This is a genomic window from Methanothermobacter sp., assembly GCF_030055425.1.
Classification (GTDB): Archaea; Methanobacteriota; Methanobacteria; order Methanobacteriales; family Methanothermobacteraceae; genus Methanothermobacter.
The window spans coordinates 54,883-77,186 of the sequence record NZ_JASFYE010000009.1; the positions used below are offsets into that span (position 1 = coordinate 54,883).

Consider the following 22,304-nt stretch of genomic DNA (forward strand, 5'->3'; position numbering starts at 1 on the left):
ATTTGAGCGTAGAAGTAATAGCGATCGGCGGATACGAGGAAGTAGGTAAGAACATGTCCGCCGTTAAGGTGGGGGATGATGTTGTAATATTTGACATGGGGATTCACCTTGACAGGGTTCACATACATGAGGACACGGACATCGCAAGGATGCACAGCCTTGACCTCATAGAGAGGGGCGTCATACCCGATGATACACTCATGAAGGACGTTGATGGAAAGGTAAGGGCAATAGTGTTCACACACGGCCACCTGGACCATATAGGGGCGGTTGCAAAGCTGGCCCACAGGTACCAGGCCCCCATAATAGCAACACCCTACACAATAGCACTCATAGAGAGGACAATAAAGGCAGAGCGGAAGTTCAATGTCCTCAACACACTCCAGGTCCTCAATGCAGGTGAGAAGTGCCAGATATCCCCAGGGATAACACTGGAGTTCATACAGTCAACCCACAGTATACCACAGTCGGTTATAGCAGCACTCCACACACCGGAGGGTATAATAGTCTATGCACTTGACTTCAAATTCGACGATCACCAGAAGATATCACCACCACCGGACTACCACCGCCTCAGGGAACTTGGAAGGAAGGGCGTCCTTGCAATGATAGTTGAAACAACCAGGGCCAACGAGAAGCAGGAGGTCAAGACACACTCAGAGAAGGTTGCAAGGATAGTCCTTGAGGATATAATGAAGAACCCCCTTGAGGAGAGGAACGGGATGATAGTGACAACCTTCTCCTCCCACATGGAGCGTATACAGGCCATAAGTGACATAGCATCAGAGAGCGACAGGCAGATGCTCCTCCTTGGAAGGTCAATGGAGAGATACTGTGGACTCGCAGAGGCCATGGGCATACTCAAACTCCCGGAGAATGCCAGCATATACGGAAGCCCCAAGGCTGTTAACAGGGCCCTTGCACGTGCAGAGGCAAAGCGTGAGGATTACCTCCTCATCACAACAGGTCACCAGGGGGAACCCGATGCTCTGCTGCCGAGGATAGCCAATGCAAAGACCCAGTTCAGGATAAAGCGGGGTGACAATGTGGTGATATCAGCCCCTGTCATACCAAACCCCATGAACGTTGCAAACAGGAACCTCATGGAGCGTCGCCTGGCATCAAGCGGTGCAAGGATCTACACAAATGCACATGTCTCCGGGCATGCAGGTAGGGAGGACCACAGGGACTTCATAAGGATGCTCAACCCCATGCACATAATACCAGCCCACGGCGACCTCAGCATGCTCTCGGCCTACGCCGAGATAGCAGAGGAGGAGGGCTACAAGCTGGGTAACGACATACACATCTTGAGGAATGGACAGGCACAGGTATTTAATGGAGGTATCCGATGACGGAAGTATTAGATATTCTCAGAAAGTACTCTGAAGTGGCCGATAAGAAGATAATGGAGTGCATCAGCGACATAACACCTGATACGCTCCTTAAGGCATCAGAACACCTCATAACAGCGGGCGGTAAGAAGATAAGACCTTCACTGGCACTCCTGAGCTGCGAGGCTGTAGGCGGAAACCCTGGGGACGCTGCAGGGGTGGCTGCGGCCATAGAACTGATACACACATTCTCACTAATCCACGACGATATAATGGATGATGATGAGATGAGGCGAGGGGAACCCTCCGTCCATGTCATCTGGGGTGAACCCATGGCCATACTTGCAGGTGACGTCCTCTTCTCCAAGGCCTTCGAGGCTGTCATCAGGAACGGGGACTCAGAAAGGGTGAAGGATGCCCTTGCAGTCGTGGTTGACTCATGCGTTAAGATATGTGAGGGCCAGGCCCTTGACATGGGCTTTGAGGAGAGGCTGGATGTCACAGAGGATGAGTACATGGAGATGATCTACAAGAAGACCGCAGCCCTTATTGCAGCAGCGACAAAGGCGGGTGCCATAATGGGTGGCGCATCAGAGAGAGAGGTTGAGGCCCTGGAGGACTACGGCAAATTCATCGGCCTTGCATTCCAGATACACGACGACTACCTGGATGTGGTGAGTGATGAGGAATCCCTGGGCAAACCTGTGGGCAGTGACATAGCAGAGGGCAAGATGACCCTCATGGTTGTAAAGGCCCTTGAGGAGGCATCAGAGGAGGACAGGGAGAGGCTCATATCGATCCTTGGATCAGGTGATGAGGGTCGTGTCGCTGAGGCCATAGAGATCTTTGAACGCTACGGGGCAACCCGGTATGCCCATGAGGTGGCCCTTGACTATGTGAGGATGGCCAAGGAGCGCCTTGAGGTGCTTGAAGACTCAGATGCAAGGGACGCACTCATGAGGATAGCTGACTTTGTACTTGAAAGGGAACACTAGGTGATGATGGTGGAGGACCTCGTCTACCGCTACGCACTCATGAACGCTGTCAAGCATAAGGGAAAGGCAAACCCTGGCGCCGTCATGGGGGCCGTTATGAGCAATGAACCTGAACTCAGAAGGAGGGCCCCTGAGGTTAAGGAGGCTGTTCAGGCTGCTGTTGAGAAGGTTAACAGTTTAACACCTGAGGAACAGCAGAGTGAAATGGAGAGGCTAGGCCTTGAGATCAGGGAGAGGAAGCAGAAGAAGAGACAGGGACTCAGGGACCTCCCTGATGTTAAGGGTGAGGTTGTACTGAGGTTCGCCCCCAACCCAAGCGGACCACTCCACATAGGCCATGCAAGGGCAGCCATCCTCAACCACGAATACGCCAGGATGTATGATGGCAGGTTAATACTCAGAATCGAGGACACCGACCCCCGAAGGGTTGACCCGGAGGCCTATGATATGATCCCCTCTGACCTGGAGTGGCTTGGTGTTGAGTGGGATGAGACCGTCATCCAGAGCGACCGAATGGAGACCTACTATGAGTACACAGAGAGGCTCATAGAGAGGGGCGGGGCATACGTATGCACATGCACCCCCGAGGCATTCAGAAAACTCAAAAATGAGGGAATGGCCTGTCACTGCCGTGAACTGGGGGTCAGGGAGAACCTCCAGCGCTGGAGGGAGATGTTTGAGATGCCAGAGGGCTCAGCGGTTGTGAGGGTTAAGACCGACCTCCAGCACCCCAACCCGGCCATAAGGGACTGGGTTTCAATGAGGATAGTGGAGGCCGAACACCCCCGCACAGGTACACGCTACAGGGTGTACCCCATGATGAACTTCTCGGTTGCAGTGGACGACCACCTCCTCGGGGTGACCCATGTCCTCAGGGGCAAGGACCACCTTGCAAACAGTGAAAAACAGGAGTACCTTTACAGGCACATGGGCTGGGAGCCCCCTGTATTCATACACTACGGGCGCCTTAAGATGGATGACATTGCACTGAGCACATCAGGGGCAAGGGAGGGAATAATCGAGGGCAAATACTCTGGCTGGGACGACCCCCGCCTTGGAACCATCAGGGCCATCGCAAGGAGGGGTATAAGGCCTGAGGCGATAAGGAAACTCATGGTTGAGATCGGTGTCAAGATAGCGGACTCCACCATGAGCTGGAAGAAGATCTACGGTCTCAACAGGAACATACTTGAGGAAGAAGCCAGGAGGTACTTCTTCGCGGCAGACCCTGTTAAGTTTGAAATAGGGGGGCTGCCAGGACCCATCAGGGTTGAACGACCTCTGCACCCTGATAAACCTGAACTGGGTAACCGCATCCTCGAGCTGAATGGAGACGTGTACCTCCCCCGCGGGGACCTCAGGGAGGGTCCTCTCAGGTTAATAGATGCTGTTAACGTGATCTACTCTGATGGTGAACTCAGATACCACAGTGAGGGCATCGAGGAGGCAAGGAAGCTGCAGGCAGCGATGATACACTGGGTTCCAGCTGAATCAGCCCTCAAGGCAGTGGTTGTGATGCCTGACGCCTCAGAGATTGAGGGTGTCATTGAGGGAGATGCCTCAGAACTTGAGGTTGATGATGTGGTACAGCTTGAAAGATTCGGCTTTGCCAGGGTGGATTCATCCGGAGAGAGACTGGTATTCTATTATGCCCATAAATGAATGGGAACCTCTTTCAACCATTTTCTTGAAGGCTTCAGTGGACAGATTAAACAGGTAGACGTCGAAGACGCACGGCTTGTCTGTGAGCGAGATCGTCTTTCAGTGGACAGATTAAACAGGTAGACGTCGAAGACGCACGGCTTGTCTGTGAGCGAGATCGTCTTTCAGTGGACAGATTAAACAGGTAGACTCTACTGCGAGCACACATAAATTTAATTATAATGGCGAAAAGATCTGAAACTGTCAGTAGATCTTCGGGTTCACACTTCGTTCTGGGGGGGTAATGATGAACAGACTTGAACTTGCCAGGAAGTTTTCAGAGTCACTGAATTATCCTGAAATAGAAAAAATAATCCTTTTCGGGTCCGTTGCCAGGGGGGATGATAGAGAGGGCTCTGATATAGACATAATCATAATCTCCACAAAAAAAACTGAAATAAAGGATAAGGTCATAAGGAAGGCGCGCGATATACTCCTCAGCACAGGTGTCCATATTTCAGTTAAGGTCATTTCCCCGGAGGAATACAGGTTTCTGGGGGACACCCATTTCATCTCCACAATAAGGAAAGAGGGTGTGGTGCTTGGGTGATGAGGAAATTTTAATGGAAAAGGCAGTCAGGAAACTTGAGGCTGCCAGAACACTGTGCCAACATGGATTCTATGGAGATGCTGTAAGCAGAGCATACTACGCAATGTTCTTTGCAGCAAGAGCGCTGCTATCACGGAGGAACATTTACCCGAAGACTCACAGGGGATTGATTTCACAGTTTGGACTCAAATTCGTAAAGAATGGGGGATTCCAGAAGGAGATATTTGACATACTTCTGAGGGCATATGAAGATAGGGAAGAGGCTGATTATGGTATTCTTTCAGAAATAGATCAGAAAGAGGCAATTATTATAATCAAGGGAGCATGGAAGTTCGTTGAGGAATGTAAATCATTTAAATAAATATATGCATCCTATTGATGGCCTCCAGTATCTTTAATGAGTACTGTAACTGGTTTTATTACCCATCCCGACTGCAGCTGTTTATACAGCAATTTTTATTAACTCCCGTATACTACATGATAATATCATTCTTCTTCAGGGACCTACCTGAAATTAGTTTCTGAGAGGTTAAATCATGGTGACGGTAAACGAAAACTACCTGCTGCTTAAAAGCAGTTACATATTCTCTGAGATAAACAGGAGAGTGGAGGACTTCCAGAGGAAAAACCCCGACGCCGATGTGATAAGGATGGGTATAGGGGATGTTACAAGGCCCCTCCCCTCTGCGGTGGTGGAGGCCTTCCACAGGGCCGTTGATGAGATGGCACAGGAGGAAACCTTCAGGGGATATGGGCCTGAACAGGGCTACCCATTCCTCAGGGAGGCCATAGCAGAAAACGACTACGCCTCAAGGGGTGTTGAGGTTTCACCAGATGAGATCTTCATAAGTGACGGTGCAAAGTGTGACACAGGAAACATCCAGGAGATCTTTGGACAGGACAATGTGGTCGCTGTAACAGACCCTGTCTACCCGGTATACGTTGAGAGCAACGTGATGGCGGGAAGGGCCGGTCCCGCAGATGAGAATGGAAGGTACAGCGGTCTGGTGTACATTCCATGCACAGAGGAGAACGGATTCATACCAGCCCTCCCTGAGGAGAAGGTTGACCTCATATACCTCTGCTACCCCAACAACCCCACAGGAACAGCGCTCACAGAGAAGCAACTCGCAGAGTGGGTTGACTATGCCAGGGACAGTGGCAGCATAATACTCTTCGATGCAGCGTACGAGGCCTACATACAGGAGGATGGAATACCCCACAGCATCTATGAGGTGGAGGGTGCAAGGGAGGTTGCAGTTGAGTTCAGGAGCTTCTCAAAGAACGCCGGTTTCACAGGTACAAGGTGCGCCTTCACTGTGGTGCCAGAGGAACTGGAGGTCCCTGACAGTCAGGGAAGGATGCACTCCCTGAAGGAGCTCTGGAACAGGCGCCAGACAACAAAATTCAACGGGGTTTCCTACCCTGTGCAGAGGGCCGCGGAGGCCGTTTACACACCTGAGGGCCAGAGGGAGATAAGGGAGTCAATAGACTACTACATGGAGAATGCGCGGATAATAAGGGAGAGCCTTGAAAGTGCCAGTCTGAGGTACTATGGTGGTGTTAACGCACCATACATCTGGATAAAGACGCCTGAGGGCATGGATTCATGGCAGTTCTTTGACATGCTACTCAACGAGGCAGAGGTCGTTGGAACACCGGGATCTGGCTTTGGACCGAGCGGTGAGGGATACTTCAGGCTAACAGCATTCAATTCCCTTAAAAATACTGTGAGGGCAATGGAAAGGATTTCTGAACTCAGCTTCTAGGTGAGTTCAGAACTTATGTATATTACTTTTTTTGATTATCTGCCTCAGTTTGGACTTCAGGTCTCTAGAGTTCTGAATTTTTGATTTAGGTATCTGGTTCGTCTTAAAGAAAAAAAAAATTAAAATTGGGTTTTTAATTCGTGGCAAGGTTTATGGCCCTGTAGGCTACACTGGTCCCCATATTGAGGTCCCTCTGGACTATTGAACTGCTTTTGGTTTTTGTCCACCGTGACCAGTCGCTTCTTCCATTGAGGTAGCCCCGCTGCATGAGGCTGTAGAGGTCCCCTGAGACGTAGCTTATTCCGGGTGCAAGGTAGGTGGCCTGTTTTTCGTAGCTGTTGTGTAGTGTGGATGACTCTCCACTTACACAGTGAGGCGCTGAAAAAGTGTCTGTGATATAGTGGCTTGCAACACCAAAGCAGTAACTGGCATACCTGTAATTCTTGCTTCTGTAGGCGCTTCTACCCCTGTCAAGCCATTTTTTAGCCTCTGTAAAGCTTCTGGGGAAGCTGTGCCTTACAGTGTCATGGAACTTTTCGTCAGGGTCATTGGATCCGTCAATCATGGCGTTGATGTTGATTTTTGATCTTTTGGATGATGGGAGCTTCTCATAGATGGCCTCGGCGGTGTCATAGTGGGTGACGGTCTTCCATGCATAGGAGCAGGGCATCAGCATGAGGACGAGAACGAGAATTAATGACACACCCCTCTTCATTTTAAAACCTCCATGATAATATGAGGGATGCATATGTATAAATTTTTCCTTGACAGGGTGTGATGAAAAATAGAAAAATGGGGGGGGTTACTTTCCTGCTCCGCCCCTGAGGAATCCGAAGGCCACAAGTCCAGCAGCCACAAGGACGCCCACGATACCATAGACGTACCATGAGGAGTCAGCGCCGCCGGAAGTGGAGGTTGCATTTGTAACCTCATAGGCCTTCTTACCCTCAGCTGTTGCAGGTTCCTCTGAAACTTCAGATGCTGCACTCACATCAGCCGGTGAAGCACTGTACTCAGCACCCGGTGTGTAACCTGCATGCCCTGCGGTACCATGGGAACCTGAGGGTAAACCACCGGTTGAACCACCTGTGGAGCCGCCGGGTATAACCGGCACACCACCCTGGTTTCCGTTCTGACTTCCACCATTGTTCACCGGGATGAGGTCTTCACGTGTCCTGTTTGCTGGGATGCTGAATATGTACTGGAGCGCATTCATGGACCCTGTACCCCCTGAGAGGAGTATGTTGAGCTCTTCCCTGTTTATGAATCGCTCAGCCGCTGTACTGATTGTAGGCAGGGATAGCAGGTTGGGTGATGAGTAGTCGTGCTTGTATAGCCTGATGTATTCCTCATACATGTTGGATCCGGCTGCAAAGCGTGGGCCCTGCCAGGTGATGATTGCAACCCTTCCTGTGTTGGTCTTCTCATCCCATACCACTATGTAGCCCACCATTCCATTCATACCGCCCTCTGTCTCGAGCCTTGTCTCCTCGGTTGTCAGCCTCTGGTTATGGTAGGTTCCCTGTCCAGCTGAAACCCCCAGGAGCATGAAGAGGATGTCATCCTTACAGTTGTCCAGCGTTGTGACGTAGATGTACTTCTCGTTCTCACCCTTGGGGTAATTCTGGAATATGTAGTCTGCTATTAGGTAACCAGGGGAGCTTCCACCACAGACATGGTTGTGGAAGAGCCAGCCCATGAGGACGTCGAATGGCGGATCATATGGTAGCACATCCTCTATTATGTAATTTGCTGAACTCTGAACAGTGAATGTCCCTGTTGTGAGGTTGTAGTACATTGACTTGATTATCTTCTGGGTCCCGTTGATTAGGCAGAAGTCGAACTTCAGCTGACCCCATAGCGGCGCATGGACAGGCAGGAGTGTCTTCCTGCTTAACCTTGATCCCAGCACATCGAATATTCCATCCCAGACCGCCCCTGTGTCCTGGCCGTTGATCCTCACGTAACCCGCGGATGTCAGCACGAAAAGGTGATAGTCATCCTTTTCAAGGTTTATACCCATTGCCCTGAAGAGCTCCACGGCCTTCTCGGCTGCAAGGCGCCCGATGTTCTTGAGGTCACTGTAGGTGAGGTTTCCTGTGCTGTATGTTCTGTTTGCTGGTGTTGCATTCACAAGGTTTGTCTGGTTCAGTATGTAGTTTAGGTCGAGTCCGGCTGCACTGATGGTTGTGTTACCCTTGGTGGGTTCATATCCCATGATATAGTTGACCTGGTCCTGTGTGAGGTTGTCAAATGCGTAGAGGATCTTCACAAGTGATTCGGGACTTGTTGTGAGTTTTTTAACTGCCCATGCATTGAACTTGAGTTCAGAGACCGCTGTGTCCCCTGTTTCCTGTTTATATTTGTTTATCAGTTCCTGCTGACTGTAGGCCATTATTATGAGGGTTCCTGTCTCTGTCTTTGAGTTCCACCTGATGAATCCAACAATATTGGTGTCGGCCGTTGTGTTGAAACCAACGTAGGCCCTCTTACCTGGTGTTGCGTCCATGGCGTATATGAAGACGTCATCGTCTGATCCACCGGGCACACCAACAACCTGGTAACTTACACCCTCCAGTGGAAGTCCGAATTCATTGGTTGCAGGGTAGTATTTTAGGAGTGTCTCTATCATTGCATATCCGCTGATGGTACCGAGGCAGACGTGTCCATGGAATGCTGCCTCCCTGAGTATGTCAGGTGATAGTCCGATTGCCCATGCGTTGGCAAGGCTTGCTATTGGGAATGTGTCGCTTCCGAGTTTTTTCTGGAGTGCCTGGTACTGTGCCAGTGTCATGTTCTGTGATACGGTCCCAACGTAGATGGGTGTCATGCTGGCGTTTTTGAAGTATGCGGCTATGAGGTCGTTCCCCTTCCTTACGATGAATGCGAAGTCCAGGGGGTCGAGGCGTGTTTTTCTGAGCATCAGGAGGTTACCCTTCCCGTAGCTCACCATTCCACGGGCCTGGTTGAGTATACCCTCAAGGACGTCCTCTGTGGTCTGGTTTCTGTAATATGCTGTCCCTGCGGTTGTTATAACCAGCACATCACCTGTTTTTGTGAAGTTCAGGATCTGGTCAGCCTTTCTGGTGATCTCCCTTCCCAGTCTGTAGGCGTCTGTGGCGTTCATCCGGAGGGGGAGGTAAGCGGCGTATTTTGTCCCGTAGTCTGTGAGCTGGAATGTGTGTGAGAGTTCCCTGTAACCTGGGGCCCTGATCTTTATGGTGAACCTTGTGGTGTTTGTGATGTTCCCGTAGTTGAAGATGATCTTTGTGATGTTGGCTGCCGGGTCAAAGGTCCTTGTGAAGTTGATCCTTGTCCCGTTCTCGTCTGTGAGTTCCTGTATGTCTGGGTTTATCTGGCCGTTGTCGTCGGCGTACTCGTACTTTACATCCACCCCCACCTCACAGGTTGTGTTCGCTGCGCTCACCGAACCTGTCAGTGTTACGGCAATGAGAAGGGCAATGAAAGCAATGAAATGCTGTCTTCTCATAACGATTTTCACCTCCATCAATTCTTTCATAAAAAATAATGATATTCTTAATATATAAAGATTAGTTATTACTTATTTGCATTAATATGGATGTTATGTAATACTTAATAAACACTAAATCTTCGTGATTTATAAAATGTGATGGAAATTAAAATCGGAATACTGAAATCAATCCTCATTCTGGATGACAGATGGAATGATTAATATAAACCGGTCGTCTAAAGATCCATTGAGGGAGTCATGGAAATAAAACCGCGTTTCAGTGGTGATGATTTGAACAGGAGATATCTGCAAGTATTATACACTCTCATTCTGGTTGCTACGGTCCTGTGGATAGGCCTTCAGAGGATTCACCTGCAGCTTTCCATAGGTCCTCTATGGGATACTTACACCTTCCTTGCAAACGCACTTTATTTTGCAGGTAAGGGGATGGGGTACATGGAACTTGAAAGACCACCCATGCTTTCTGTGATTCTCTCAATCATATTCCGTCTTGGATATGTTCATGAGTCGGCAATATATTATCTTGACCTCATTTTACACATAACTGGAGTTCTTGGCCTCTTTCTTCTTATGAGGTTGCGTTTCAATGAAAATGAGAGTCTGGCAGGGGCCATTCTCTATGGAATTTCACCGATAGTTCTTAAGTGGGTCTCAGTTGGTTATACCGATATAGCTGCGATATCCTTTTCAATATGGGCAATTTATTTAACAGCCCTGGCCTCCAGGAAAGACCCAGGGTATTTTTATCTTTCTTTTCCCCTTACTGCACTGGCATTTCTTACAAGGTTCAATGTAGCCTTTGTTATCTTGCCAATAGCATTCATGATAATCGTCCACAGGACCTTCCTTCGGAACTTCAGGGAGATAATTTTAGGTATAACCTTTGCCTTTCTCCTCATCTCACCGTTTCTTGTGCTGTATTATTTCACACACTCTGACCCATTTCTACCATTCACAACCACGGTTGGACTTACAGAGACTTTACAATCCGAGAGGGTCCAGTACATTCCAGATCCTCTTTACTATGTCAAAAATATCCCCTCTTATGGTGTTTATCTCAATGAACAGGGTCCTGCAACATACATCCTCATTTTACCCCTCATTGGGCTGCTGATATACCTCATTGAAACCATTAAAGAGGGCATCAAAGCTGAAAGGATAAGGAAAAAGGTGAGAAATGCATTTGGAATTTCAAATCGGGGCTTTAAGTTCCAGCATATCCTTCTGATAATTCTCACAGTCGGTTTTGTTTTAACCTTTGGAAGGTTTTCATACCTGATCAGCGATGCCATTATATTTGCAGGCATAATAATATTCTACAGGGAATTCAATGATGGAGAATCCCTTGACCTTGACCTCATGGTTTTCTTATGGCTGATGGTTTTCCTTAACTTTCACAGCACATACACAGTCAAGGTTGACAGGTACTTTATCACATTAATGCCTGCCCTGGCTTATTTCTTAGTACTGGGAATCAGGAGTCTTCTTGAAAGGTTCAGATACAGTTATACCCAGATCGTCTATCCGATCATAATTCTTCTGCTCGTGTCCTCTGCTCTGAACTATATGGATCATCTGGATGTTGATCGGGACCTTATGGATTCCAAAAATGCAAATAGAAACGTGATTAAGGCTTCTGATTTTTTCAGGGAGAACTTTGAATATCAGAACAGTAAACTTATTGCAGACTACTGGCCTGCATACAGCTGGTACCTTAAGAGGGATGTTAACATAATGCCCACCTACAATGACAGCAGGTATGTTGTTCATGAACTTGAAAAGGGAGGATATGATTACTATTTCAGTTTCAGGTCGATAAATTCATCATCTTACATCCCGGTTTTCAGTGATGGGTCCACAGTGATCTATGCAAGAAACGGAACACCCCCCAGTAAAATCAGGGCACTGTACGTTGGAACCGGCTGGCACCGTTACCTTGAGGATGTTCTGGACTTTAAGGTGAATCTGAAGTATGAACTCATGGGTGCGGGCAGAATCAATGCTGGAAAATCGCTTTATGTGGACAGCTATTCCATTGAAGAACTTGAGAGATACCCATACTTATTCCTCTTCAACTTCAGGTGGCATGATAGAAACGCTGCTGAGGATCTGCTCAGACACTACGTTGAAAATGGGGGTACACTGGTGATTGACGCATCTGGAAATATGGATGGGGTCCTCTACAACCTTGACAACACGGTTTTCCTTAATACAACCATACAGAGAAGTGCCGCGCCATCCAGATTTGATATTAAGTATGGAAACAGGACCTATAAGTTCTCAAATTTTGTATCTGAGGATGGGGGACCATGGTATGGCGCCACCTACATGGCATTTAATGGAAAAATGGATAATATAGCATCATCAAATGGAAAAACGGTGATAGGTATTCAGAAGATCGGCAAGGGAAGGATCATATGGATTGGCTATAACCTCATATTCCATGCGTTCTACTATGACAGATTGGATGAGAAGAGATTGATTGTGGATGTGCTGGGGTTTCGATGAGGAGAGATGTTTTAATTAAAGGGGTTGTATCGGTCCTGATACTTGTTTTCCTTTTCAATATCATAAATAAAGAGGATTTTCTAAACAGTATGTTGAGCATAAGGCCAGTCTTTCTTCTTGCGGTGCTTATGCTTCCTTTCAGTATATTCATGAGGGCCTGGAGATGGAAGATGCTGGTGGAATATGGTGATCGGCGAATATCATATGGGGACGCATATGGTCTGACCCTTGCCGGCCTGGCCCTTAACATATTTCTACCGGGTGGTATGGGAGATATTGCAAGAACCTATTACGGTTATCGCTGGCATGGACTCAAGGAGGAGATGCTCTCAACAACCGTCCTTGATAAGGTTATAGCACTTCTATCTGTCTTCATCATGGGGGCGGTGGCTGCGATCTGGACGGGAATGCTGGCAGTTACAGTTGTTTCTGGCCTATCAGCAATATTACTTGCAATAATGGTTTTCTGGCCAGGGATTTTCCCCTGGAGAAGGCTGGTGAATCTTTTAAATTCAAAAACAGGAAAGATACTCTGTCATGAGAAACTGAGCGCATTCTATGCTTCATCCACAGCCCTGAAGTTTAAGGCAATACTTCTGTCATTTGCTGGCTGGCTTCTCAGCTATGCACAGTTCTATATCGTCTGCCTTTCATTTGGTGTAAACGTGGACATTTCATATATCCTTTCAATAGCACCTATAATGAATCTGGCATTTGTGTTTCCCTTCACACTCAACGGTCTTGGATCATCGGACGCTGTTGTTATCTATTTTCTGGGTCTGAAGGGTGTGAATCCATCCACTGCACTTCTCATTTCACTCTTCTACTCCCAGATCCTCACCAGCATCATACCCGGTGTTTTCGGGCTTTTCAGAATTATCAGAAAGTGAACTCATGATTATTTTGAGGTCCCTCTGTGTGATGTAGATTTCCTTCCTGAGCATGGTCACCTGGGTCGCTATAAACCCAAATGAGAGTATCTGAATTCCGGATAGGATTGTAAGCAACATGAAAGTCATTAAGGGCCTTGTAGGGTCAAGCTCCTGCTTCAAGTATAATGTAAAGAGATAAACGCCGCTCATGATCCCAAGGGTACACAGGATGGCACCTATAATACCAAATAATATCATGGGCCTTTCATTGAATGCGAAAAGGAGGTGGGATAGGATGGCTGATTTTATTCTTATCTTTGATTTTCCCCTTTCCCGTCCCTTCAGTTTAACTGGAACTTCTCTGATACTGTAACCCATTGCATTTGCCTTTACAAGAATTTCAGGATTTATTTCAGTTCCATCGGACTCCAGATTAATTGAATCTATCACATCCTTCTTATATGCTCTGAACACTCCTGTGATGGTGTTAAAATTTTCTTTGAGGGAAAATCCAACAAGTTTGTTGGCCAGGCGGCTCAGTATAAGTCTATGGATGGGTATGTTTTCTGTTGAACCAGCGGGCATGTACTGGGATCCGATCACTATATCTGCCTTTTCTGTCTCCCTTACAAGGATGGGTATGTAAACTGGATCATAGCTTAAATCTGCATCCATTGTAACTATCACATCTCCTTTAGCGGCTTTAAAACCGGTCCTAAGGGCATTACCCATCCCCTTATTGTTTTCATGTCTTAGAACTCTTATGCGTTTATCAGCTGAGGCCCTTTTATCCAGCAATGCTGGGGTCTTGTCATAGCTTCCATCATCAACGGCAATTATTTCATAATCTGAATAACTTTTCCCTAGAATTTCACTGACAGCATCAAGGGTACTGTTTACATTTTCTTCTTCATTGTACATCGGGATAATTACTGAAATCATCATAACACCTTATGGTCAATCATTTTCCCTTCCTTTTTGAGAAATAGGATCCTGAGAGACCCACTATCATGGCTTCTATGTTCCTTGCAAGGTTATCCTTCATGTCACTTGCACCATTTTTGATTCCATTGATGGGCCCCTGGACCCTCCAGTTTGCCGGTTCATTGAGGGCCTGTAGAAAGGCAGATACCCTGAAGCAGAATATGATGATTCTGTATACTGGCATTAGAATAATGAATGGTATAGCCTCCTCTATCTTCAGCCGTGTTTCATTGGATGAATAATTATAGGCAAAGATGGTCACTATGAGGTCCATGAGGAGGTAGAATACATACATGAGGACCATTACAATGGGGATGACCTGAATATAGAGGCCCATAAGTGGAAGCAGTATCAGAACAAAGAGCCACAGGAGTCGCGGAAAGGCGATGGTATGGTCAACAAAGAGTATTCTCAGAAGGCCCATGAGGTCAAAGTAACGCCAGCTCTTACCCTTGAGGTCTTCAACGGAATCCTTCAGAAGAGTTGATATGTATGAAAAAATCAGTCCTATAAGCTTTGGGTTCCCCGTATCCCTTATCATACTCAGGATGTCCATCAGGGAGGTTCTGTCCTCATCATAATCATTTTTACAGGATATCGCAGCAACTTCCAGCTGGCCACGGGCCCACCTACTCCTCTGTGAGTAGAGTGTATCATAATCGGTTATTGCACTTACGTATCCAATTGCATCAGGGACATTGACGACATCTATTTTCTTTCTGTGAAGCATCATTGTGACATGCATGTCCTCTGCAACGGTAACCGGCCAGTAACCCCCGATTGACCCCATGACTCTCCTTCTAAATGCCGAGAAGGCCCCTGACATGGTGTAAAGCGAGTCAATCCATGACTGATAGTTTCTTTCAAAGTTGAATGAATTGAGGTATTCAAGGAACTCGCACCTTGAGAAGAATTTTTCCCGGAAGCGGGTCCTGAGGGGGTTCCAGCGGACCTCTATGTAACCGCTGGCTGCACCCACCTTCTCATCTGCAAGGAACACCTTCACCATATTTTTAAGGGCATTTCTCTCAAGTATAACATCGGCATCAACTGTGAATATGATTTCCCCTTCAGCCTTCCTGAGTCCAGTGTTCAGGGTGTGGACCTTGCCGGTGTGTATCTTTTCAATGAACTCAAACCTGACACCGGCCATTATGGCATCCACCATGACCCTTTTTATCTCGTTTCGGGTGGCGTCCTTTGATCCATCATCAACAACGATTACCTGCATCCTTTCAGAGGGGTAACTGCTGTTTATTATGGATAGAATGCACTCGTGGATGGTGTCCTCCTCGTTGTGGGAGGGTATAACAATGGTTATCTCAGGCAGGTCATCCTCTCCAACAGAATGGTTGTTAAGGTTTTTCAGTGACCTTCTTGCCAGCACAAGCTTTATGGGGAGGAGAACCCCATCTATTATAATTGCCACAAGGAGCCAGGTCCCCCAGACCATCATTGAAACCCATAGGGGGTCTTGCATTTTTAACACCAAATCATTCAAATTTTCCAGCTTTTATTCTATTTCTAACAAGGTTTACCGTGGGCCTTGTAAGGAGGTACCAGTAGAGCAGTATTACAAACAGGAAGAATATGAGCTTGCCTATTATTGCATGTGCAATGTAGACGGCCGATTTACCAAAAATGTTCACAATGTATATTATCGTGAACATCCTAATTAAGTTTGCCATGTAGGTCATGGTGGCCCCTATGAAGGCATATCTGACCTTGGATTTACGGCTGTAGCCCGGGTAGAATATCAGGAGAGATATGAGGACACTTATCTCAATTAAAGAGGAGCACTCAAATCCAATACCGAAGATGCTCCACCCTGTAGGGTCCTGAAAGATGAATGCGTTGGGTGGGAGGTAAACGGATTTTATACCAAGAAGGGTGGCTGTGCCAGCAATGTTCTGTGCCTCGATACTCATTATGGTGATGTCAAACCCCGTTAAAATGAAGGATGCTATCATGGCTGCCATGAATGCAACGGAACCTGTAACATAGAACGTTAACCACCAGCGCTTTCTGTGTGCAATGAGTGATATGAAGAACAGTAGGGCTGAGAATATCAGTGTCATTATTGTGCCGCTGGAAATACCCAAGAATATCACCTGATGAGGAATTCTCTGAATCTTACACTTATAACTTCATCTATTTCTTTTCTGATTTCTAATATAGATAAGGAACAGTAACATCATGGCCGCAGCAACTGTGGCTGGCCAGCCAGTCGGGATGGACTGGAACTCCGTGCTTTTTGAGTTGTATCCGCCACTGTAGCTCCAGTATGCGGTTATGGTATAGGACCCCCCGGTCTTGAACGAGTCATATGGGAAATCCACATTTGTGGTGTTCCAGGTGTAGGTGTAGGATTCCCCCCTTGCAAGTGAGGGCACGCTGTAGGTTATGGTTTTGATTAACTCATTCCCGTAGGTTATTGTCAGTGTACATGTTGATGGCGGTATGTTGTTACGGGGTCCAGGGTTTGTCGTGACGCAGCGGAACTGTATCGCTCCTGACTGGGTGTAGGGAGCTCCGACTGGCTCCAGTTCAGTGATAACACCCTGCCCACTTGAGGTTAACTCATCTGCCCCCCAGCTGATTCCCATAAAACCCATAATCAGGATTATGATTATAACCTTTTTCATGAAACCACAGAGACAATTTATATTTTTTCCCATTTAATAATAATTTGGATTAAAAATGATTCAATTAAGGAGGTTCTCGCTGACTTTAGCGTAAATTAAAAATTAAGGAGTCGTCAGAGATGCGGTAGGGACCTTCAAGTCTTGTAAAACCCTGTATTTTTAGCATATTATCACTTAAATGAACTATCCCATTATATAGTGGCTGCAGGGTTCTCACCTCCATATCATCATGCACATTGTCCTCAATTAACATCAAACTTACAGCCCCGGCGGACCTTATCTTTGCCGTGAGCATATGCAGGAACTTGAAGACAATCTTGAGATGGGAGTACATGAGTAGTGTGGAAACTGAATCAATGACAACCCTCACGCCACCCTCCTTTCCATTATCAATGAGGTCCTCGACCATGACCATTATATGGGCAAGGTTCATGGGGTTATCAATGAAAAAAACGTTATCAGAGGAGGGGGTCACCGGACCGAACCTGCTGGATATACAGTCCACTATGTAGAGGTTATCCTTATCGCATTTTAGTTCATCCATTAACTTGTCAGCGGTGTCATTGAGTGTGACCATAACGCATATCTCACTGTTTTCAAGGCCATCTCTTATGAATGACCTTGCAAGCACATCCTTCCCTGAGAATATATCCCCCATGACCAGTAAATTTGAACCTGGCGGCACATTCAGTTCAGCACCATTGATCCCAAGAGAGTATCCCATTTCAACACCATCTGATAATATATTAGAGTCACTATATTACTTTTTCGCAGGGAATTATTAGGTTAAAATAAAAAAATAAGTTTATTTTTTCCTCTCTATCCTGATTGAGATTGGGGGTTCAATTTCCTTCTTGCGGATCACCCAGATCGCGGCTCCAAGCACAATGAGGATTATGAGCCACGCAGGTATCACTATGACGGTATCAGATGTCTCTATGGTTTTTGTCTGGTGGTAGCGGCCATAGTTTATCTCTGTCTTTGCAATGTAGGGTCCGAATTCTATCCAACCCGGCTTCCAGGTCTCAACAAGTGTGTAGTTGTCCTCAGGGTATACCACACCCTCAATGGGGACCCTCTGCGTCCCTGTTATACCGGTGAGTTCAATGGCCCCTGTCATGTTTGCCTGCACCGTACCCGTGTTTTTTAGGAGGTATGTGAATTTACCTGGCATGAAGCTCAGGAGAACCTTGGGTGCGCTGTGGTCCTCAAGTTTCAGTGACTCGATTATTGGTCCCGGGAGCCCCACGTAGATGGGCACGACTAGTTCAACGCCCTGGACTATCTGGATGCCACCGGTAACATTCTGCACAGGAAGACCCTTTATGACGATTGCCCCTGCAGCGTCAAGGTAGTTTATCTTCCCTGGTGCCTTCACTGTGAACCTGATCTTCCTTGACTCGCCGGGTTTCAGCTTGAATGACGTGTTGCCCTCTATGGTGATCCACTGGGCTATCCCCCTGTCGGAGTATACCAGGTTAACGCTGTCCATGAGGAGCCTCTTCTTTGTTACGTTGACGTTCACCTCTTCCTTACCAATGTTTCTCACTGTGATTTCGCCACTCACTGACTGGCCAGGTTTAAGGTTGTATCTGAAGTCTGCAGGTGAGGCCCAGAGTCCGGTTGCGATTACCGGCGCCGCTGATCCCAGGATGAAGAGAAATATGAGAATTGCAGTTAGATGTCTGGGTTTCATGGTTATCAACCTCTAGAAAAAGTTTGACTGTATTTATTAAATAGTTAATGAATGGAAAATGAAAAGGTATTTCTCCAAAAAATAAAGTGGAGATGTTTAAGGTGCAGTGTTGTGTTTAACTGCAGTGTAGAGCAGGTTTATTGAGTATGCGCCGTCTTCTGTGAATGATGGCACCACGAGTTTCATGTTTGTTGTCCAGGTGGTAGGTGTACCTGATCCCTGGGCTGCCTTGTTCATGTTGTCGTATATCTTTATCGGTGAGGCGTATGGAATCTGGACATATCCGTTGGCAAAATTGCTGTTTATTGTGAGGTTACCTACACCAATGATATCTGTTGCAGTTGCGCTTCTAAGTGCTGAATCAGTTGCATTGACATATAGGTCGATCTTAACGTTACCTGTGTTCTGTATCGTGAAGTCAGGGCTTGTACCTGTGGTTCCTGCATCTACTACTCCGAAGTTAACGTTAGGCACTACTATTGAAATAGCCTCTGGCACAGTAACGGTCACTGTCTGTGTTGCCGTTGCCGCGTAGGATGGTGAACTGTATGCACCGAGTGCCACCACAAACATCAGGGCAACTATAAGCGGGATTACACCCATTATCTTTTCCCTCATATATATCACCAGTTAATTTCAGATATAATTAGTTGTCACGGCCCAGTATATAAATCTTTCGAGATTTGGTGACAGTGGAAACATATAATTAATATATTCGTGACCATTTTCACAAAATCAGGTTGAGGTGTAGATGAGGGTTGTTGAGTATGTGCCGGGATCCGTGTATGGGGGCACAGTTATGTAAAGGCTGAGGGGGACACTCCGGGATCCCCACCCAGAGTATGTCATTATGACCTGGTTGGATGTCGTAAAGGACCTCTTGCTTAGGCTGGGTGTGCTGAACTTGAAATTGGATAGTGGTATTGTGAGTGAACTGTTGGCGGTATTCACAAGGTTGCCTGATGCCCTCACAGAGAGGGTATCACCAAAGGCAATAATGTAGCTGACAGTTGCTGTTACAGCTTCCGGGTAGCTCCGCTCAGTCCCATCAGGGGGTACCGTTCCGAGGCTGATGGTGGATGGCTCAACATTTACTGATGACCACAGTGAAAGTGGCTGCACCACACCCCCACGGGGACTTGATGTGTTATTCACTGATGAATTGTTTCCTGTCTCATTGACCGCCGCTGCAGTGAAAACACCCATAACCAGCAAGAATAATGCCATAACCGGAATCAGCGCGTTTTTCATAAGATCCCCAACTACTGTCAATATAAAAGCAGGACCATTTATATATTTTTTGATTTTAATCGCAGAGGAGCGCATCTGATGGAACATAACCTTTTCAGATGCCTCAAATGGGAAATGCTATCCAGAACACCCAACAACATCTGATGGAGTATCATCTGTTCAGATGTGGTCAAGGACCATCCTTCTCCTCTTATGCCTCCGGAAGTCCAGTGACGTTGAGACACTGCTGAGGTACTTCCTGCTTATCTCTGCGGCCCTCAGTATTTCATCATCCCCTGGCCTCCTGGCACCCAGGCTGTTGTTGTAGCCGACATAACCTGTTATGCGGTAGGGGACGTCCCACTCTGAGAGGAACTCTGCTATCTTTTCAATCTCATCAACATCCACGATTCCAGGTACAAGGACAGTTGAGACCTCCAGTTTACCTGAACCAGTGAGTTTCTCTATGCACTCAAGAACCGCCTGGTTGGATTTCCCTGTGAGCTGCAGGTGTTTCTTGTCATCCAGGGCCTTGAGGTCAACGTGGACCTCGTGGAATGCACTATCCCTCAGGATCTCCCATCCTGTGCCGTTGGTTGATATGGTCACATGGAGGTCCCGACTGAGGGCCTCTGTGAGTTCAGGGAGGTCCCTCTGCAGTGTGGGCTCACCACCGGCTATGAGCACCCTGTCTGTACCCTCCTCTGAACTGATCTTCAGGACCCGGTCTGCTATCCTCCCTGCATCATACTCCCTGCAGTTTCTTGGGGTGAAGAAGCAGTACCTGCACCTGAGGTTGCAGGTGGGTGTGAGAACGGTTATGATGTCACTTACAGATATGTGTGATAGCTGGATATGTTTCACCTCGGTAAAATTATGATGTCACCTACCTGACTGACTCATCCCTCTATGATGTCACTTACAGATATCTCTGGTGGGTGAAAGATTTCAAGTCAACTTTACGGTTTATTGCTGTTATGGTATATATGTGGCGGTCCAGATATGTCATTTCTGGCCATTTTTCCACACCAGGGACCAACTTCATTATACATCTATATTACGAAGTTATCTCTGTCTGACACAGAAGTACTCAGATACATCACCCTCAGATAACCTGTGCTCACGCCAGACCTCACACCCACTGCAGAGGCACTCCTCATGGGGATCTATATCCCTGCAAATGGCCTCACCTATGGAACAGTAGACCCCTGGAACCCTGTCGGTGTCCATGCGCATGGCACTGTCAAGGTCCTGCTGGGTTATGAGGAGCATTATCTTCTTTTTATCTGCCACGCACTGACTCCTGCTCTGGACGGGACACTCAAGGCAGAGGCACCTTCTGATGTTTTCCATACTGAAGTCAACCTCCATGCCATCACCGTAACTCTATATGTGTCTGCTGCCACTTCATATTTGCCCCAACTCCAAAAAATTTCAATTAATAATCATGATAAACTGAATTTTTTCAAGAAAACAACCTTTATTTAAAACTTTTGTCTTGTAACTTTTAGAAACTGATATTAATGAAGGTGATCTATTTAATATTGGTAGAATGTGGTCAACCGGGGACTGATCCGGGAGACATTTCTACCGAAGGTGATCTAATGGCTGAGTTATATGAGAAAATGGTAGAAGAGGCCATGATGGCCCAGAAAGCCGATGTGGAAACCATAAAAAAGAACAGGGGAAAGGAGTTTAAAATAAAGGATACAAAGGCCTACCTGGACGTCGTGCAGGACATGAAGGCTGTCGGAGAACAGAGCGAGGCGGTGATAAACCTGCACAAGGACTCAGTGAAGGCCCACTATGAGATACTTGACAGCCTTACAGACACCATAAGACCAGAGGATGACCCATTCGTTGAACACTACCAGACACCTGTGGTTCTGGAGATACTGAGGGACGAGGACAGCGAATTTGAGAAGAGCCTTGAGGCATTCATAGATGCAATAGGAAGGGCAGAGGCCCTTATAGGAAGGGAGGCAATAAGAAGGTATGGAGGATTCTATGGGCCAACCTGTGTGGTTGACTTCGCCCTCATGCCAGGAAGCACAAGCAACGTGGTGAACAGGATCCTAAGGGAGACAGATATACCCGAGATGCACAAACAGGCGATCCTCTCAGCAAAGTCATGGGGTATGAACACCTCCTATGGTATTGGAGAGGTATTCGCAAATGAAATTGAAAACGGGGCAACCGCTGCAGAGGCGGCAGAGAAGGAAATAGAGATGGTGAAATACATCTACCAGGAACCTGTTGAGGCACAGGCAAAACTCATGGACGACCATGGACACGAATCCTTTGATGTGAGAGAGTACATGTCCCGCTACAGGAAGGAGATGGAGGGGACGGTGAAGGCCGCCATTGATGATGGGGTGCACTATGGCAACATACTCACGGTGCCGGCGTACTGCGTCGGTGACATATCACACCACATAGCCCAGTCCACCTACAACATGTGCAAGGATGATGTGGTGATGGCCATAATCGAGGCAACAACAGGGGTTATGGAAAGCACACTTAACAG

General features: G+C 47.2%; 21 protein-coding genes. 9 read left to right on the top strand and 12 right to left on the bottom strand.

Features of this window, described 5'->3' with window-relative positions; translation table 11 throughout:
* Window positions 1-2: 2 nt before the first annotated feature.
* From QFX39_RS08400 to QFX39_RS08425, 6 genes are all read left to right on the top strand, one after another.
* Complete coding sequence (locus QFX39_RS08400) at window positions 3-1,355, top strand: RNase J family beta-CASP ribonuclease (protein WP_300479425.1); 1,353 nt, start codon at window positions 3-5, stop codon at window positions 1,353-1,355.
* Window positions 1,352-2,329, top strand: a complete 978-nt coding sequence (idsA, locus tag QFX39_RS08405; protein ID WP_300479427.1) for a short chain isoprenyl diphosphate synthase IdsA — start codon at window positions 1,352-1,354, stop codon at window positions 2,327-2,329. The genes QFX39_RS08400 and idsA overlap by 4 nt, the downstream gene beginning before the upstream one ends.
* Window positions 2,330-3,991, top strand: coding sequence for a glutamate--tRNA ligase (gene gltX, locus QFX39_RS08410; RefSeq protein WP_300479429.1), 1,662 nt, complete (start codon window positions 2,330-2,332; stop codon window positions 3,989-3,991). It begins immediately after the preceding gene.
* A gap of 286 nt (window positions 3,992-4,277) precedes the next feature.
* Complete coding sequence (locus tag QFX39_RS08415) at window positions 4,278-4,580, top strand: nucleotidyltransferase domain-containing protein (protein ID WP_300479432.1); 303 nt, start codon at window positions 4,278-4,280, stop codon at window positions 4,578-4,580.
* Entirely contained in the window at window positions 4,573-4,941 is a 369-nt protein-coding gene (locus QFX39_RS08420) for a HEPN domain-containing protein (protein ID WP_300479435.1), read from the top strand. Before QFX39_RS08415 ends, QFX39_RS08420 begins: the two co-directional genes overlap by 8 nt.
* A gap of 172 nt (window positions 4,942-5,113) precedes the next feature.
* Window positions 5,114-6,349, top strand: a complete 1,236-nt coding sequence (locus tag QFX39_RS08425) for an LL-diaminopimelate aminotransferase (protein ID WP_300479502.1) — start codon at window positions 5,114-5,116, stop codon at window positions 6,347-6,349.
* A gap of 133 nt (window positions 6,350-6,482) precedes the next feature.
* Here the strand turns inward: QFX39_RS08425 and QFX39_RS08430 are convergent, their stop codons facing one another.
* Both QFX39_RS08430 and QFX39_RS08435 read right to left on the bottom strand, forming a co-directional pair.
* Entirely contained in the window at window positions 6,483-7,064 is a 582-nt protein-coding gene (locus tag QFX39_RS08430) for a zinc dependent phospholipase C family protein (RefSeq protein WP_300479438.1), read from the bottom strand.
* An 87-nt stretch (window positions 7,065-7,151) separates the two neighbouring features.
* On the bottom strand, window positions 7,152-9,839 hold the full coding sequence (locus tag QFX39_RS08435; RefSeq protein WP_300479441.1) for an FmdE family protein: 2,688 nt from the start codon (window positions 9,837-9,839) through the stop codon (window positions 7,152-7,154).
* Window positions 9,840-10,112: 273 nt separating this feature from the next.
* Between QFX39_RS08435 and QFX39_RS08440 the strand changes: the two genes are divergently transcribed.
* Entirely contained in the window at window positions 10,113-12,350 is a 2,238-nt protein-coding gene (locus QFX39_RS08440; protein WP_300479444.1) for a glycosyltransferase family 39 protein, read from the top strand.
* Window positions 12,347-13,240, top strand: coding sequence for a lysylphosphatidylglycerol synthase transmembrane domain-containing protein (locus QFX39_RS08445; RefSeq protein ID WP_300479447.1), 894 nt, complete (start codon window positions 12,347-12,349; stop codon window positions 13,238-13,240). The genes QFX39_RS08440 and QFX39_RS08445 overlap by 4 nt, the downstream gene beginning before the upstream one ends.
* On the opposite strand, the gene QFX39_RS08450 is transcribed toward QFX39_RS08445, so the two are convergent.
* From QFX39_RS08450 to QFX39_RS08495, 10 genes are all read right to left on the bottom strand, one after another.
* Window positions 13,166-14,164, bottom strand: a complete 999-nt coding sequence (locus QFX39_RS08450; protein WP_300479449.1) for a glycosyltransferase — start codon at window positions 14,162-14,164, stop codon at window positions 13,166-13,168. The genes QFX39_RS08445 and QFX39_RS08450 overlap by 75 nt on opposite strands.
* A gap of 19 nt (window positions 14,165-14,183) precedes the next feature.
* Window positions 14,184-15,686, bottom strand: a complete 1,503-nt coding sequence (locus QFX39_RS08455) for a glycosyltransferase (RefSeq protein WP_300479451.1) — start codon at window positions 15,684-15,686, stop codon at window positions 14,184-14,186.
* 13 nt (window positions 15,687-15,699) lie between these two features.
* On the bottom strand, window positions 15,700-16,308 hold the full coding sequence (locus QFX39_RS08460) for an archaeosortase/exosortase family protein (RefSeq protein ID WP_300479454.1): 609 nt from the start codon (window positions 16,306-16,308) through the stop codon (window positions 15,700-15,702).
* Window positions 16,309-16,353: 45 nt separating this feature from the next.
* A complete protein-coding gene (locus QFX39_RS08465) occupies window positions 16,354-16,812 on the bottom strand; it encodes a hypothetical protein (protein ID WP_300479456.1) in 459 nt (152 codons plus the stop codon).
* 124 nt (window positions 16,813-16,936) lie between these two features.
* Entirely contained in the window at window positions 16,937-17,575 is a 639-nt protein-coding gene (locus QFX39_RS08470; RefSeq protein WP_300479480.1) for an ATPase domain-containing protein, read from the bottom strand.
* 81 nt (window positions 17,576-17,656) lie between these two features.
* Window positions 17,657-18,547, bottom strand: coding sequence for a hypothetical protein (locus tag QFX39_RS08475; protein ID WP_300479482.1), 891 nt, complete (start codon window positions 18,545-18,547; stop codon window positions 17,657-17,659).
* A gap of 96 nt (window positions 18,548-18,643) precedes the next feature.
* Window positions 18,644-19,165: a hypothetical protein gene (locus QFX39_RS08480; protein ID WP_300479484.1), complete on the bottom strand. Its 522-nt coding sequence runs from the start codon at window positions 19,163-19,165 to the stop codon at window positions 18,644-18,646.
* A 117-nt stretch (window positions 19,166-19,282) separates the two neighbouring features.
* Complete coding sequence (locus QFX39_RS08485) at window positions 19,283-19,774, bottom strand: hypothetical protein (protein WP_300479487.1); 492 nt, start codon at window positions 19,772-19,774, stop codon at window positions 19,283-19,285.
* A gap of 183 nt (window positions 19,775-19,957) precedes the next feature.
* Entirely contained in the window at window positions 19,958-20,641 is a 684-nt protein-coding gene (locus QFX39_RS08490; protein WP_300479489.1) for a radical SAM protein, read from the bottom strand.
* 201 nt (window positions 20,642-20,842) lie between these two features.
* Window positions 20,843-21,148: a DUF2769 domain-containing protein gene (locus QFX39_RS08495; RefSeq protein WP_300479491.1), complete on the bottom strand. Its 306-nt coding sequence runs from the start codon at window positions 21,146-21,148 to the stop codon at window positions 20,843-20,845.
* A gap of 233 nt (window positions 21,149-21,381) precedes the next feature.
* Here QFX39_RS08495 and QFX39_RS08500 point away from each other — a divergent pair.
* Window positions 21,382-22,304, top strand: a 923-nt coding sequence (locus tag QFX39_RS08500; protein WP_300479493.1) for a DUF2193 family protein, incomplete at its 3' end; no start/stop codon positions are given.